The sequence below is a fragment of the Streptomyces sp. NPDC049954 genome, from assembly GCF_040656295.1.
Lineage (GTDB): Bacteria > Actinomycetota > Actinomycetes > Streptomycetales > Streptomycetaceae > Streptomyces.
Genome location: NZ_JBFALS010000009.1, coordinates 148,490 through 162,220, shown reverse-complemented (window position 1 = coordinate 162,220; position 13,731 = coordinate 148,490). Strand labels below are relative to the sequence as shown.

At 73.2% G+C, this 13,731-nt stretch carries 13 protein-coding genes, 1 pseudogene and 1 riboswitch; of the genes and pseudogenes, 8 read left to right on the top strand and 6 right to left on the bottom strand.

Going from position 1 to position 13,731, the window contains the following annotated elements; all coding sequences use genetic code 11:
- Positions 1–7 precede the first annotated feature (7 nt).
- A complete protein-coding gene (locus tag AB0J21_RS22075; protein WP_363147772.1) occupies positions 8–1,324 on the bottom strand; it encodes a sugar ABC transporter substrate-binding protein in 1,317 nt (438 codons plus the stop codon).
- A 154-nt stretch (positions 1,325–1,478) separates the two neighbouring features.
- Between AB0J21_RS22075 and AB0J21_RS22070 the strand changes: the two genes are divergently transcribed.
- Together AB0J21_RS22070 and AB0J21_RS22065 are read left to right on the top strand one after the other, a co-directional pair.
- Entirely contained in the window at positions 1,479–2,798 is a 1,320-nt protein-coding gene (locus tag AB0J21_RS22070) for an ROK family transcriptional regulator (RefSeq protein WP_363147771.1), read from the top strand.
- Between the two features lie 149 nt (positions 2,799–2,947).
- Positions 2,948–3,568, top strand: coding sequence for an NAD(P)H-binding protein (locus AB0J21_RS22065; RefSeq protein WP_363147770.1), 621 nt, complete (start codon positions 2,948–2,950; stop codon positions 3,566–3,568).
- Positions 3,569–3,596: 28 nt separating this feature from the next.
- On the opposite strand, the gene AB0J21_RS22060 is transcribed toward AB0J21_RS22065, so the two are convergent.
- On the bottom strand, positions 3,597–4,154 hold the full coding sequence (locus AB0J21_RS22060) for a 2'-5' RNA ligase family protein (protein WP_363147769.1): 558 nt from the start codon (positions 4,152–4,154) through the stop codon (positions 3,597–3,599).
- A 253-nt stretch (positions 4,155–4,407) separates the two neighbouring features.
- Positions 4,408–4,577: riboswitch (cobalamin riboswitch) on the top strand.
- Between the two features lie 177 nt (positions 4,578–4,754).
- Between AB0J21_RS22060 and AB0J21_RS22055 the strand changes: the two genes are divergently transcribed.
- Complete coding sequence (locus AB0J21_RS22055) at positions 4,755–5,186, top strand: acyl-CoA thioesterase (protein WP_363147768.1); 432 nt, start codon at positions 4,755–4,757, stop codon at positions 5,184–5,186.
- An 83-nt stretch (positions 5,187–5,269) separates the two neighbouring features.
- Here AB0J21_RS22055 and AB0J21_RS22050 read toward each other — a convergent pair whose 3' ends face one another.
- On the bottom strand, positions 5,270–6,631 hold the full coding sequence (locus AB0J21_RS22050; protein ID WP_363147767.1) for an NAD(P)/FAD-dependent oxidoreductase: 1,362 nt from the start codon (positions 6,629–6,631) through the stop codon (positions 5,270–5,272).
- 403 nt (positions 6,632–7,034) lie between these two features.
- On the opposite strand from AB0J21_RS22050, the gene AB0J21_RS22045 reads away from it, so the two are divergent.
- Both AB0J21_RS22045 and AB0J21_RS22040 read left to right on the top strand, forming a co-directional pair.
- Positions 7,035–7,892, top strand: coding sequence for an alpha/beta hydrolase (locus AB0J21_RS22045; RefSeq protein WP_363147766.1), 858 nt, complete (start codon positions 7,035–7,037; stop codon positions 7,890–7,892).
- 45 nt (positions 7,893–7,937) lie between these two features.
- Entirely contained in the window at positions 7,938–8,711 is a 774-nt protein-coding gene (locus AB0J21_RS22040; protein ID WP_363147765.1) for a Clp protease N-terminal domain-containing protein, read from the top strand.
- Positions 8,712–8,735: 24 nt separating this feature from the next.
- Here AB0J21_RS22040 and AB0J21_RS22035 read toward each other — a convergent pair whose 3' ends face one another.
- Positions 8,736–9,959 carry a benzoate/H(+) symporter BenE family transporter gene (locus AB0J21_RS22035; RefSeq protein WP_363147764.1) on the bottom strand — a complete coding sequence of 408 codons (1,224 nt, stop codon included), beginning with the start codon at positions 9,957–9,959 and terminating at the stop codon, positions 8,736–8,738.
- A 168-nt stretch (positions 9,960–10,127) separates the two neighbouring features.
- On the opposite strand from AB0J21_RS22035, the gene AB0J21_RS22030 reads away from it, so the two are divergent.
- Positions 10,128–10,673 carry a helix-turn-helix domain-containing protein gene (locus tag AB0J21_RS22030; protein WP_363147763.1) on the top strand — a complete coding sequence of 182 codons (546 nt, stop codon included), beginning with the start codon at positions 10,128–10,130 and terminating at the stop codon, positions 10,671–10,673.
- Between the two features lie 67 nt (positions 10,674–10,740).
- Positions 10,741–11,067, top strand: a complete 327-nt coding sequence (locus tag AB0J21_RS22025; protein WP_363147762.1) for a hypothetical protein — start codon at positions 10,741–10,743, stop codon at positions 11,065–11,067.
- Positions 11,068–11,131: 64 nt separating this feature from the next.
- Here the strand turns inward: AB0J21_RS22025 and AB0J21_RS22020 are convergent, their stop codons facing one another.
- A complete protein-coding gene (locus AB0J21_RS22020; RefSeq protein ID WP_363147761.1) occupies positions 11,132–11,830 on the bottom strand; it encodes a (2Fe-2S)-binding protein in 699 nt (232 codons plus the stop codon).
- A gap of 176 nt (positions 11,831–12,006) precedes the next feature.
- Here AB0J21_RS22020 and AB0J21_RS22015 point away from each other — a divergent pair.
- A pseudogene (locus tag AB0J21_RS22015) lies at positions 12,007–12,554 on the top strand (response regulator transcription factor); the annotation flags it as partial.
- Between the two features lie 205 nt (positions 12,555–12,759).
- On the opposite strand, the gene AB0J21_RS22010 reads toward AB0J21_RS22015, so the two are convergent.
- Positions 12,760–13,611 (bottom strand): ANTAR domain-containing protein, encoded by an 852-nt coding sequence (locus AB0J21_RS22010; RefSeq protein WP_363147760.1) that lies wholly within the window; start codon positions 13,609–13,611, stop codon positions 12,760–12,762.
- Between the last annotated feature and the right edge of the window lie 120 nt (positions 13,612–13,731).

The following is a 13,731-nucleotide window of genomic DNA, read 5'->3' as shown; positions in this document are numbered from 1 at the left end:
CAGTAGCTCACTTCGGCATCTGCTGCTGGGCCTTGTTCAGGCGTTCCTTGACGTTCTCCGTCGTGATCTTGCGACCCGCGGCGGCGTCCGCCCACAGCTCCTTGACCGCGGTGCCCACCGTGGTCTCGAACTGCGACTCGGAGGGGACCTGCGGAAGCGGGCTCGCGCTGTTGAGCAGGGTGTCCTTGAGGACCTTGGTGTCCTGCTTGTTGAAGGCGGCGTCCTCCTGCGCGGTCTTGACCGGCGGGATGGAGCCGTAGGTCTTGTTGAGGACCTTCTGCTCCGCGTCGCTCGTCATGAACTTGACGAACTTCTGGGAGGCGTCGAGGTTCTTGGTGTTCTTGAAGACGGCCATGTTGATGCCGGCGACCATGGAGTTGGTCTGCTTGTCGGCGCCCGGGGTGCCGGAGGGGACCGGGACGGGGGCGACGCCGTAGTCCTCGGGCTTCATGCCGTGCGCCTCGAAGGTGCTCGCCGCGGCCTGCCACAGCACCATCGCGGTCTTGCCGCTGGAGAAGTCCTGCAGCGACTGGTTCTGGGCGTACTCGGCGTTGCCCGGGGCGATGATCTTGTCCTTGGCCATGAAGTCGACGTACTGCTTCACGGCGGCGACCGCACCGTCGGAGGTGAAGGTCGGCTTGTTGTCGGCGTCGAAGAAGTCGGCGCCGTGCTGCTTGGCGAGGACGAACACCTGGTGGATGTTGTTGGAGAGGTTGCCGCCCTCGGCGCCCAGGCCCCAGGTCTTGCCGCCCTTGGAGACCGCCTTGCCGTCCTCGACCAGCTCGTCCCAGGTCTTCGGCGGCGCGGTGATCCCGGCGTCGGCGAACATCTTCTTGTTGTAGTAAAGCGCGTAGGACAGCGAGTAGAGCGGGACCGCGGCGGGGTCCTGGCCCTCGGCGCCGGCCGCGGCCAGCGCGGCCTCGGCGAAGCGGTCCTTGCCACCGATCGCGTCGAAGTTCTTCTGGTCCCAGGGCAGCAGCGCGCCCGTCGCCTGGAGCGAGGCGGTCCAGGTGTTGCCTATGTTCAGCACGTCCGGGCCCTGACCCGAAGTGGTCGCGGCCAGAATGCGGTTGAGCAGGTCGGCCCAGGGCACGACCTCCAGCTTGACCTTGACGCCGGTCTGCTTGGTGAACTTGGCGAGCTCCTTGGTCAGGATCTTCTTGTCCGCCTGGATGCTCGGCCCCTGGTTGGAGGCCCAGTAGGTGATCGTCTTGGAAGACTTGCCGTCACTCCCGCCCCCGCTGTCGCCGCCGCCACAAGCACTGGCGGTGACGGCGAGCGTGGTGACGAGGGTGGCAGCGGCAGCGGCTCGAAGTCTGCGCATGACGGAATGCCCCTTTCCGGGGTGGTCAAGGAGTGCTGGACGCGTTCAGTCCCTGAACGGCCTCACGACTTAATTTAGGACGTGAGTTAAAACCTGAGAGAAGGTCGCGTCAAGGGCTACGGCGGGGGTATGTTGCCGTCCGGGAAGGGGCAACATGGTGGAGCGTCACAGGCGAACAGTGCGTGACCTGCGCAGAGGCAACCGCGCGGCGGTTTTGCAACGGTTGTATTTCGATGGGCCGATGAGCCGCCAGGCGCTCGTTCCAGCGACCGGGCTGAGTTCGGGTTCGATCAGCAACGTCGTCTCCGAACTCACCGCCGACGCCCTCCTGGAGGAGGCCGGGGTCGTCGAGTCGGACGGCGGCCGGCCCCGTACGCTTCTGCGGGTCTCGCCCTCGGCCGGTTACCTGATCGGGGTGGACGTCGGCGAGACGATGGTCAGGATCGAGCTGTTCGACCTCGGCATGTCCGAACTCGCGCGCTCCGAGCTGGCCCTGACCCAGCTCGGTTACGACGTCGACGTGATCGTGCGGTACATCGGCGAGGGCATCGCCTCCGTGCTCGCCGAGGCGGCGGTCCCGCCCGACCGGCTCCTGGGTGTCGGTGTGGGCGTGCCCGGCATCGTGGAGCGTTCGGGCCCCGAGGGAGCCCTGGTCCACGGGCAGACCATCGGCTGGGCCGGTGTGCCGCTGGAGACCCTGCTGCGCCAGGTCGCCGAACTGCCCCCGGAGGTCGGCTTCTACGTCAACAACGGGGCGAAGGCGCTCGGCCAGGCGGAGATGTGGTTCGGGGGCGGCCGCGGCGCCGAGGACGCGGTCATCGTCCTGTTCGGTTCCGGGGTCGGCGCGTGCATCGTGACCGGCGGCGCGATCCACGGCGGAATGCACGGCAGCGCCGGGGAGTGGGGCCATCTGACCGTCAACGTCCGTGGCCGGCGCTGCCGTTGCGGAGCGCGCGGCTGCCTGGAGGCGTACGCCGGGTCCGAGGCCCTGCTCCAGCGCTGGGTGGAGGCGGGCGGTACCGTTCCGGACGGGGCCGGGGAGGAGGAGGCGGTCACCGCGCTGCTGGCCGCCGCGGATCCCCGGGACGACGGCGGCGCGCCCGACCCGGTGGCGGTCGCCGTGCTGGAGGAGACCGCCGAGTACCTGGGCGCGGGCATCTCCGACCTGATCAACCTCTTCAGCCCGGAGCGGGTCCTGATCGGCGGCTGGGCGGGTCTCCAGCTGGGTCCGCACATCCTGGAGTCCCTGCGCCGCTACGCCGACAGCTTCTCACTGCGTCACCCGGCGGGGAAGGTCACCATCGGGATGGGGCTGCTCGGTCCGGACGCGGTGACCGTGGGGGCGGCGACGCTCGTCCTCGCCGATTTCTTCAAGAGCGGTGGCCGGCGCAGCGAACCGGTGCGCGAGGAGGAGCTGCCCGCGCTCGACCACGCCGAGTGGCGCACCGCGCACGGGCCGGGTGCCCCGCACTGATCCGTCCCCGGGGAACGGGAAGCGGGTCGGCGGACGGGTCCCGCGAGTTGCGCGCGAAGGCGCGGGGGCCCAGCGTCGGAGTGTCGGCCCCTACTCGCAGGAAGGCGCGAAGCCATGAACGGTCCCGGCCGGGACGCGGGGACGCGCGGATGAGGATCACCGTCTTCGGCGCGTCCGGGCGAGCGGGGCGGGCCTTCCTGTACGCGGCCGCGCGGGCCGGGCACACGACGACGGCCGTCGTCCGCGATCCGGCCCGGCTCGCGAAGGCACCGGCCGACCGGGTGGTCACCGGCAGCCCTTTCGACGAGAGCGAGGTCGCCGACGCTCTGGAGGGGGCCGGCGCGGCGGTGGTGGCGTACGCGCTGCGGGGCGGACGGCGCAGCGTCCCGCTGCACTCCCGCGGCACCCGCACCGTCGTCGACGCGATGCGCCGGCTGCGGGTGCCCAGGCTCCTGGTGGTCTCGGAGGCCGCGTACGGACCGCACACGGCGGGGCCGCTGAACCGCACGGTGTCCGCGCTGTACCGGGCGACGGCGCGGCCCGTGATCCGGCAGCGGGAGGACCAGGACGCCGTCATCGCGGCGAGCGGTCTTCAGTGGACGATCGTGCGGCCGGTCATCCTCATCGAGGGACCCGCGCACGGCCACCGCCGTACCCCTTTCTCCCCGCACCGCTCCCCCGCCCCGCGCACGACGTACGCGGACCTCGCGGCCCTGCTGCTGGACGCGCTGGAGGATCCGGCGACCTACCGGCGCGACCTCTACCCGTGAGCGGACGGCGCCGGGCCGCGCCCGCGCCTTACGGTCCCAGCGGCAGCACGTCCGCGTCCTGCCAGGCCCCCTCGCGCCGCACGATGAGGTGGACCGCGCTCACGCGGGTGTGGAACGGCAGCTCTCCCGCGTAGCGCCGCTCCAGCGCGTCGTACGCCGACATGTACGTCTCGGGACCTTCGTGGTTGGCGAGGGTGAGGTGGGGAGGCAGCCCCTGGGGCCCGAAGATCCCCCGGTAGGGCACCGCCTCGGGCCAGCGTTCCCTGAGCGCCGCGCGCAGGGCGAGCACCGGGTCGTGCGGTTCGGGCTCCAGGTAGAGCACCCCCGGGTAGCGTCCGAACCGTGCGAAGCCGAGGTCGAAGGCGGGGTGCGCGCGGCACAGGCGGGCGAGTGCGCGCCGGGCCCAGGGGCCGAGCCGGCTCTCGTGGACGAAGGGGTACAGGAGGGTGACGTGAGCGGGGAAGCCGGCCGTCACCAGGGGATCGGCGCGCGGTATGCGCAGGGTCAGGGCGGTGTCCCCCGGCCGGTCGCCCCAGTCCTCCCCGTCCGCCTCGGCCGGCGGGCCCGGCTGCTGTCTCGTACGCACAGCGCGCCATGCTCGCACGCACGGCACCTGGTGCCCGCGGGCACCCCCGGACGGCCCGGCCGGCGGCCGCGGTCTCGCGCTCGCTGAGCGTGAGCGAATGGTTCCGCCGCTGGTCGCAGGGGGGCCGGCCGGCGATCGGTGTTGCCGAGTTCACGTGCACCGGGGCCACGGATGATCGATCAAACGGGTGACGCGGGTTAGGCTGGGCGAGCAGTTGGTTCGCCCCCTGACCTTCAGGGACGGGGCGCGTCGCAAGAGGGAACCCGGTGGGAGTCCGGGACTGCCCCGCAGCGGTGAGCGAGAACGACCGCCGTCCCCCGCACTGGGCCCCGGCCGGGCCCGGGAAGCGACGGCCAGTAGGTGCCCGCCCGCCCCGTTTCGTACAAGGGCGTACGGCGTGTGTGCTCGCGAGTCCGAAGACCTGCCGCTGCCCGTGGGCGCCGTGGGCGCCCGCGGTGATCCCGGTGTGCGCGCGAGGGCGGCCGCGGGGTGCGAGCCGTTTCCGTGCGGCCGGGTCCGTCCTGGCGCGGGCCGTCGCCCCTCAAGTCCTCCCGTCCGCGGCGCCGGGTCCGAGAACGCCGCTCGCGAAGGAGAGTTGACGTGACTGTGCAGTCCGCCGGAAACCCCCCGGCCGCCGTCCGGGACAGCAAGACCCCTGCTGAGTCCCAGGTGATGCTCAAGCACATCATGAGCGAACACGACACCAACCTGTACGGGACCATCCACGGAGGTGTCGTGATGAAGCTGATCGACGACACGGCGGCGGCCTCGGCCGGCCGGCATGCGGAGGGCCCGGCGGTGACCGCGTCCGTGAACCGGATGACCTTTCTCGCGCCGGTGCGCGCGGGCGACCTGCTGAGCGCCGAGGCGACGCTGGAGCGCGCGGGGCGGACCTCGATGGACGTGGCGGTGCGGGTGACGGCCGAGCGGTGGAACTTCTCCGGCCCGGTGACGGAGGTCGCGACGGCGCGGCTCACCTTCGTCGCGATCGACGCCGAAGGCCGGCCGCGGTCCATTCCCGCGCTGGTCTGAGCGGCTGAGCCCACGAAGGGGCGGGGCGGGCGGTTGGACCCGCCCGCCCCGCCCCCCATTGCCGTCCCGGGCTGGGAGCGCGCTCAGTGCACGCCGTGCAGGGAGGCGGTGTGCTCGCGGATCTGCTCCGGAGTCAGGTAGACGTCGGTGTGCTCGAACTCGCGCAGGGTCCCGGACTTCTCCGACAGGAAGCCGGTGCGGACGAAGTCGTCCCCCGCCACCGCGTTGAGCAACCAGTTCGTCATGACACGGGTCTTGGCGGGGCCGGTGCGCAGCGCCGACCAGTGGTAGCCCCTGGCCACCGCCTCGGCGGGCAGTCCGCGCAGGTTGACGCCGAGCGGGCGGGAGACGGCGTCGGTGCCGCCGAGGTCGACGACGAGCCCGAGGTCCTTGTGGACGTAGGGCCGCATCGGCTGGTGCAGCAGGCTCGCGATGACGTTGTCGGCGACCTTGCGTCCCTGGCGCATCGCGTGCTGGGCGGTGGGCGGGCAGATCGCGCCCTCCTCCTTGGTGAGGTCGGGCACGGCGGCGGCGTCACCGAGGGCGAAGACCCCGTCGAGCCCGGGGACGTTCATCTCCGGGGTGACGGCGACCCGGCCGCGCACCGTCTCGGTGTCGAGCGTCGCCATGAGGGGGCTGGCGGCGACCCCGGCCGTCCAGATGAGGGTGCGGCAGGGCAGTGTGCGGCCGTCGGTGAAGGTGACCTTCTCCGGTCCGGCCTCGGCGATCGACACGCCCAGGGAGACGTCGATCCCGCGCCGCTTGAGCACCTTCATCGCGGCCTTGCCGAGTTCGTCGCCCAGCTCCGGCATGAGCTTGGGCGCGATGTCGATGAGGTGCCACTTGATGAGCGAGGGGTCCAGGCGCGGATAGTGCTTGACGGCGTTGTGCGTCAGGCGCTGCAGGCAGGCCGCGGTCTCGGTCCCGGCGTAGCCGCCGCCGACGACGACGAACTGCAGGCGGGAGGCGCGCTCCTCCTCGTCGGTGCTCGCGTCGGCGAGGTCGAGCTGGGAGATGACGTGGTCGCGGATGTACGCGGCCTCGGCGAGGGTCTTCATGCCCCGGGCGTTCTCGGTGAGCCCGGGGATGTCGAAGGTGCGGGTGATGCTGCCGGGGGTGAGCACGATGATGTCGTACGGCTCGTGCACGATCTCGCCGTTGACCTTCTGCACGATGCAGATCTTCGCCTGCGTGTCCACGCCGATCGCGCCCCCGGGGATGATGCGGGTGCGGTGCTTCTGGCTGCGGCGCAGCGAGACGGCGACCGACTGCGGGGTGAGCACCCCGGAGGCCACCTGGGGCAGCAGCGGCAGGTACAACTGGTACGAGAAGGGCGCGACCAGGGTGATGTCCGCCCGGCCCGGTGGAATGCGCCGCTCCAGACGGCGTACGCATCCCACTCCGGCGAAGCCGGCGCCCACTACGAGAATCCTGGGTCGTGCCACGGTTGTCGTCCCTTCTCAGGGTCTGCGGTGTCCGGAGCCTGGACTGCTCCTACGGCTCTCGCTCGCCTGCCCGCTCAGCGGCGTATGTCACGGCCCATCTTTGCTGGCTCCCCGACAACCCGCCCGTCGAACGCGCGCGGGCACGGCGGGAGGAGCGGCACGGCCGCGGCCCCGCGGGCACCGGGCGGGGCCGATCGGGTGACGAACCCGCAGGCGGCGGGTGCCGCGCCCGGCCTGCCCCCGCCAGACCGGGCGCGGCCCGCGTCCAGGGCGCGTCGGCTGCCCGCGCGAAGAGGCCACGGGGGCGCACGCCGTCGTCTACGCTCGGTTCGCCCGCCCCGGGCGGGTCTCGGTACGACGTCGCGCGCGCCGCCCGCGCGCCCGCCACGGCGAAGGAGTCGTCATGCGCACGATCGAACTGACCGCGGGAACCGTCGAGTACGAGGACACGGGGGGCGAGGGGCCGGTCGTGGTGCTCCTGCACGGGCTGGCGATGGACGGCAGTTACTGGCGCGGGCTGGTGTCCGCACTCACGCCCGGGTGCCGGGTGATCGTGCCGAACCTGCCACTGGGCGGCCACCGGGTGCCGCTGCGGCCGGGGGCCGACCTCAGCCCGCGCGGCATCGCCGCCCTGGAGGCGGAGTTCCTCGTGGCGCTCGGCCTGCGGGACGTGACGCTGGTGGGCAGCGACTCGGGCCTGTTCCTGTTCGCCGCCCCGCTCGCGAAGGAGCGGATCGCACGGCTGGTGATCGGCGCGTGCGAGGTCTTCGACAACTACCCGCCGGGTCTTCCCGGCAAGGCGGTCTCCCTCGCCGGCCGGGTGCCGGGCGGTCTGTGGCTGGTGAGCCGGATCGTGCGGGTGCGGGCGCTGCGCCGGGGCCCGACCATGCTGGGGCCCATGACGGTGCGCCCGATTCCGCACGAGGTCACGGACGGCTGGTTCCGGGGCCTGATCGAGAATCCGGGTGTGAGACGCGATCTGCGGGCCTATCTCACCGCCACGCGCCCCGACGACATGCGGGAGGCCGCCGAGGCGCTGCGCGATTTCGACCGGCCCACGCTCGTGGTGTGGGGCACGCGGGACCGGGTCATGCCGCTGGAGCACGGTCACCGGCTGACCGCGCTGCTGCCCGACGCGCGTCTCGTGGAGATCCCCGACAGCGGGACGTTCATCGCGGAGGACCAACCGCTCGCGTTCGCACGGGCGGTGGCGGACTTCGTCGGCGGGGGAGAGAAGCGGGAATCCGGCCGGAGCGAGTGACAACCAGAGGTTGACGACCCCCGATCGTCAACCTACGGTTGTCACATGACGCAACCGACAGAGTCCTCGTCCGTGCAGCGGGAGATCCGCCTCGACGACCTGATCAACGCCATCAAGAAGGTGCACAGCGACGCCCTCGACCAGCTCAGCGACGCGGTCATCGCGGCCGACCACCTCGGCGAGGTGGCCGATCACCTGATCGGCCACTTCGTCGACCAGGCGCGCAGGTCGGGCGCCTCCTGGACCGACATCGGCCGCAGCATGGGGGTGACCCGGCAGGCGGCCCAGAAGCGCTTCGTGCCCAAGGACGCGACGGAGGGCGCGGACATGTCCGCCGACCAGGGCTTCAGCCGGTACACAGAGCGCGCGAAGAACGTGGTCATGGCGGCGCAGAGCGTCGCGCAGAACGCGGGCAACGAACGCATCACCCCCGCCCATCTGACGGCCGGCCTGCTGGCCGAGCCGGAGAGTCTCGCGGTCGCCGCCCTGACCGCGCAGCGGATCTCACCACGCGCGGTACGGGAGGCGGTCGAACCGCTGTTCCCGCCCCGCGTCGAGGGGGCACCCGCTCTCGTCCCCTTCGACCCGGCGGCGAAGAAGGTGCTGGAGCTGACCTTCCGCGAGGCGCTGCGCCTGGGCCACAACTACATCGGTACGGAGCACCTGTTGCTCGCCCTGCTGGAGCAGGAGGACGGATCGGGTCCGCTGTCCACCCTGGGCGCGGACAAGGCCGCGACACAGGAGATCGTCGTCAAGGCCCTGGAGGAGCTGACCGGCCGGCGGCAGCAGACGGGGGAAGAGGCGCCCGACGCGCAGTGACCGTGCCCGACGCACCACGTGCGCTCACCCGCGTCCCGCCGGGTCCGGTTCCCGTCGCTTCGCCGCGGGAGCGGGACGGGCAAGGCGGGTCACCAGGAGCGCGAGCACCCCGGCGAACAGCCCCCAGAAGGCGGAGCCGACACCGAGCAGCGTGAAGCCGGAGGCGGTCGCGAGGAAGGTCACGGCGGCGGCCTCGCGCAGTTCGGGCTCGGCGAAGGCGCTGTGCAGGGAGCCGCTGATGGTGCCGAGCAGGCCCAGTCCGGCGATCCCGGCCACCAGGGCGTGCGGCAGGGCGGTGAGCAGAGCGCCGATCGTGCCGCCGAGCAGGCCGACGCACAGATAGAAGAGACCGGCCCACACGGCGGCGAGGTAGCGGCGGGACCGGTCGGGGTGAGCCTCCTCGCCCGCGCAGATGGCCGCCGTGATCGACGAGAGGTTGATGCCGAACGCACCGAACGGCGCGAGCAGGGCGTTGACCGCGCCGGTCCAGCCCAGCAGCGGGGAGACCGGCACCTGGTACCCGGCGTTGCGCAGGACGGTCACGCCCGGGAGGTTCTGCGAGGCCATCGTGACGACGAACAGCGGCAGCCCGACACCGAACAGGACCCGCCAGTCGAACTGCGGCACGGTGAGGACCGGGGAGGCGAGCGAGAGCCGTGTCCCTCCCGCGTGCAGGCCGCCGGTCGCGAGGGTCGCGAGTACGCCCACCGCGAGCGCCAGCAGGACGGCGAAGCGCGGCAGCAGCCTTCGTGCGAGGAGGTAGGCGGCGAACATCGGGAAGACGACGCCGAAGCTGCCGTGCATCGAGCGGAACAGGTCGGTGCCGAACTCCAGCAGGACGCCCGCGAGCAGCGCCGAGGCCAGCGGCACGGGTATGCGGTCCATGACGCGGGCGAACCAGCCGGTGACTCCGCTCAGCAGGATGAGCACGGCGGAGAACACGAAGGCGCCGGTCGCCTGCGCCATGGGGACGCCGCCGAGCGCGGTGGCGAGCAGGGCGGCGCCCGGGGTGGACCATGCGGTGACGACGGGGGCGCGGTAGCGCAGCGAGAGCCCGACACAGGTGACGCACATGCCGATACCGAGGGCGAGCATCCAGGAGGCGAGTTCAGCGGCGTCCGCGCCCGCCGCCCGGGCCGCCGCGAACACCACGGCGGCGGAGCTGCTCACCCCCACCAGGACCGTGACGAGACCCGCGGTGACGGCGGAGGGCGGGGCGAGGGTGCGCAGGCGCGCGAAAGCGTTCATGGACCGTTCCGTGGGCGCGGGGAAGCGGGAGACGGTCGTTCCGTATACGGAACGTTCCGTGTATGGAACACTAGAGCGCGTCGCGCCGGGGCGTCAACCTCCTTGTGCGGCGAGGGGAGCCGGGCCGGCTGGTGCCGGGCATCGGGTGGTGTGAGGACCGGGAGCGGCATGGAGCTGAACGAGCAGGTGGGCCTGCGGCTGCGGGAGCTGCGGGAGCGGCGCGGCCTGTCGCTGTCGGAGCTGGCGCGGCGCGCGGGTACCGGGAAGGCCACGCTGTCGGGCCTGGAGTCGGGGCGGCGCAATCCGACGCTGGAGACGCTGTACGCGCTCACCACGGCGCTCGACGTCCCCCTGAGTTCGGTCCTGACGGAGCCCGCGCGGGGTCTGGTGCTGCGCCCCGGTGTCGACGGGGACGCCGTGACGGCGGCGCTGCTGGAGCGGGTCGAGTCCGCCGAGCTGGTGAGCGAGGTCTACCGCGCGCGTATCCGGCCGGGAGCGGTCCAGGAGTCGGCGGCTCACCTGCCGGGCACCAGGGAACGGCTCGTGGTGCTGAGCGGGCGCGCGCGGGTGGGCCCGCGCGAGGCGCCGTTCACGGTGGGCCCGGGCGAGGAGGCGTGCTGGGTGTCCGACGGTCCCCATGTGTACGGCGCCTTGGACGGCGTGGCCGTCGAGGCGGTGCTGTTCATCGACTACCCGGGCGGGCAGACCGGCTGAGGCCCCGTGACCGGCGGCGCCGCCGATGTCGCTGTCACTGTCACTGTCACACGGAACGAGTGGGGGTGTGCGCGAAGAATCCGGCGACCGCGCTCACGAGGCGTCCCGGGTCGTCCAGCCACGGGTAGTGGCCCGCGCCGGGCTGCACCACCGTCTCGGCGGGCCGGGCCCGGGGCAGGAGCGCGGCGTAGGCCTCGGCGAGCGCGGGCCCGCCGCCCGGGTCCGTCTCCCCGGCGAGGACCAGGAACGACGCGGTGCGGGCGGCGGGTACGGCGCGCGCATCCGGCGGGTCGAAGGCCCCCTCGGACGCGAAGACCGCGGCCGCCCGCTCGTTGGTCTGTCCTTCCTCGGCGCCGCCCAGTGGGCCCGGGCCGGCTCGTCCCGGCGCCCGTAGTAGAGCGGGAGCCCGGCAGACGGCGGCGAGCGGGGCGGCAACGGGATTGCCGGCCCCGGTGCGCTCAGCCCCTGCGGGCGGGGGCGGAGCGCAGGACGCAGTCCCCGCACAGGCCGCCGCCGGGGACGCGGTAGTAGAGGCAGCAACTGGAGCGCAGGAAGGCGACGCCGAGCCCTTCCTCATGGAGGAAGGTGCCGCCCTCGGACAGGGGCGCGCGGCCGAGCAGCGCGGCGGCGGTCGGCACGGGCGGGTGCGGTGCGTCGGGGACACGGCCGAGCAGTACGCGCAGGGTGCCGACGAGGGCGGAGGCGGCGTTCCCGCGCAGGATGGGCGCGGAGAGGCCGAGGCGCGTACGCATCGCCGTCCCGAGCGGCCGCAGATTGGCTTCGACGACGGTGGCCCGCAGCGCCTCGGCGGGCGCCTCGGGGCGGGCGAGGGGTTCGGGGAGCCACAGGGTGAGCGCGCCGTCCCCGGACAGTCTCCACCGCACCCGTCCCGGCGCCAGATCGGGGACGCGGCCGTCCAGGGCGGCGGCGCCGAGTCCGAGGGACCAGAGACGGGAAACCAGCCCCAGGTGCACGGTGGAGGCGGCCACCCGCCGGTCGGCCGTCCCCATGCGGGGGGCGGTGCGCGCGACGTACTCCTCCAGTCCGCTGTCGTAGAGAGTGCTCAGCGGGGCGAACCCTGCGGCGTCCTTCGGTTCCCCGCACTCCGCGGTGAAGTAGGGGCCGATCCGCGCCAGCCGTTCCATGATCTCGCGCACGTTCCGCCGCCCTGTCGCCTCGTCGTGGACCGCGACCAGCGTACGGAGCGAAGGCGCGTGCCGGGCCCGGGGGCCCGTACGTCGAGGCCGCCGGTGTCACCCCCGGTCGGCCCGGGCCTCGTCGGCCCGGCCCGGCCGGCGGCGGTCGCGCGGCGACGGCGCGAGGCGCGGGAGCGGCCGAGCAGGCCCTGGCGCGGGTTCCCGCGGTACGCCCCGACGTCGCGAGCCTCGACGTCGGCTGCCCGACGGCGACGGCGTCGCCGTGTGCCGCGAACTGCGCGCGCGGGCGCCGGGACTGGCCTGCCTCATGCTGACGTCCTTCGACGACGAGGAGGCGCTGCTCGACTCCGTCATGGCGGGGGCCGCCGGGTACGTCCGGAAACAGATCCGCGGCTCGGACCTGGTGTCGGCGGTACGGACGGTCGCCTCGGGCCGGTCCCTGCTGGACCCGGGCGCGACGGCGAGGCTCCTGGGGTGGCTGCGCCACGAGCGGACCCCCGAGCAGGAGGCGCTGCCCGGGCTCACGGACCGGGAGCGCAGGATTCTGGAGCTGATCGGTGAGGGCCTGACGAACCGGCAGATCGGCGAGCGGCTGTTCCTCGCCGAGAAGGCGGTGAAGAACCGGATCTCCCGGCTCCTCGCCAAGCTGGGTGTCCAGCGGCGCGTCCAGGCCGCGGTGATCGCCACGCAGGTCAGGGACCGCGGGGGCCGCGTACGCCCCTGAGACGGGAGCAGGGGAAGCACGCGGCTGCGGTCATCTGCCGGTGGCAGTCCCGCCGAGGTACTGGTCTCGTCGGCCGGGGACGGCTTGGTGGGCGGGCGGGTTCGGCGCCGCCTGAGGGGACGGGCACGGTGCTGGACTGGCGGGCCCCGCTGCCGTCCGGATAGGACGCGCGCCGCCGCCGGACGGGCCGGGGGCGGCCGGGGTCTCAGTCGTCCGTTTCTCCGGTGCCCCTGCGGTGCAGGTCCTCCAGGGCGTCGAGGACGACGGTGTACTGATGCCAGGCCAGCCAGCGTCCCGACTGGAGGCCGAGCCGGGCGAGGGCGGTCCCGGTGGCCCTGCCGGGCGGGGTGATGGGCCGGTCGTGGTGGGTGGAGACCATGCCGACGCAGCGCCCTGCGGAGGTCGCGAGCGGGGTGCTGTGGGCGCCGCGGCTACCGGCGGCGAGGATGGTGCGGCGGGCCGGTTCGGTGAACACCGGATCGGTGGCCACGTCCCGCACCGTCACCTGCGCGACGTCCTGTGCGGCGCGCGAGCAGGACGTCCCCGCGGGACCGGCCTCCACGTGGTCGAAGAAATCCACGAAGTCGTCGCTGAGCCCCGCGTGCTTTTCCATGCGCAGTCCCCCACTCGCGGCGTCGACGAGCTGCACGTTGCCCATGGGGGTCTGGGTGATCTCCAGGGTGCGGCTGAGGACGGCGCCGAGCACGGCTCCCACGGTGGGCTTGCGGTCGGTCAGCCCGGGCAGTCCGCCGAGGGGTGGCGGGGTGTGCCGGGCCCGGCCGGGGAACCACTCGTGGCCCGGGCTGGGGCGCGGGGCGGCGACGAGGGCCTCGGCGAGCGCCCGCACCCGCAGGTTGTGCCGCTGCGCGGTGCGGTGGAGGAGATCGAAGGCGATGCGCTCGTCGCCGAGGCCGTACCGCTCCTGGACGACGCCCTGCGCCTGGGCGATGACGGGCCGGGACCGCAGCTTGGCACGCAGATCGCGCAGTTCGGTGCGCAGACGTGCCGTCTCCCTGTCCGTGTCCGCGTCCGTGTCCATGGCTGTGCCCGTGTCCATGGCTGTGCCTGTGTCACCAGAGAGCGACGTCGGCGGGGCGGGGGCGGTCTGCGCACGGCCCGCCCCGGCATGCGTGCCCGTCCCCGGCCCGGAGTTCTCTGCCGGGTCCGGCGCGGGCGC

Excerpts from the sequence above, each read along its gene's own strand:
- AB0J21_RS22010 (WP_363147760.1), bottom strand. The coding sequence starts at position 13,611 with ATGGACACGGGCACAGCCATGGACACGGACGCGGACACGGACAGGGAG.
- AB0J21_RS22065 (WP_363147770.1), top strand. The coding sequence starts at position 2,948 with ATGAGGATCACCGTCTTCGGCGCGTCCGGGCGAGCGGGGCGGGCCTTC.
- AB0J21_RS22075 (WP_363147772.1), bottom strand. The coding sequence starts at position 1,324 with ATGCGCAGACTTCGAGCCGCTGCCGCTGCCACCCTCGTCACCACGCTC.
- AB0J21_RS22035 (WP_363147764.1), bottom strand. The coding sequence starts at position 9,959 with ATGAACGCTTTCGCGCGCCTGCGCACCCTCGCCCCGCCCTCCGCCGTC.
- AB0J21_RS22045 (WP_363147766.1), top strand. The coding sequence starts at position 7,035 with ATGCGCACGATCGAACTGACCGCGGGAACCGTCGAGTACGAGGACACG.
- AB0J21_RS22070 (WP_363147771.1), top strand. The coding sequence starts at position 1,479 with ATGGTGGAGCGTCACAGGCGAACAGTGCGTGACCTGCGCAGAGGCAAC.
- AB0J21_RS22040 (WP_363147765.1), top strand. The coding sequence starts at position 7,938 with ATGACGCAACCGACAGAGTCCTCGTCCGTGCAGCGGGAGATCCGCCTC.
- AB0J21_RS22030 (WP_363147763.1), top strand. The coding sequence starts at position 10,128 with ATGGAGCTGAACGAGCAGGTGGGCCTGCGGCTGCGGGAGCTGCGGGAG.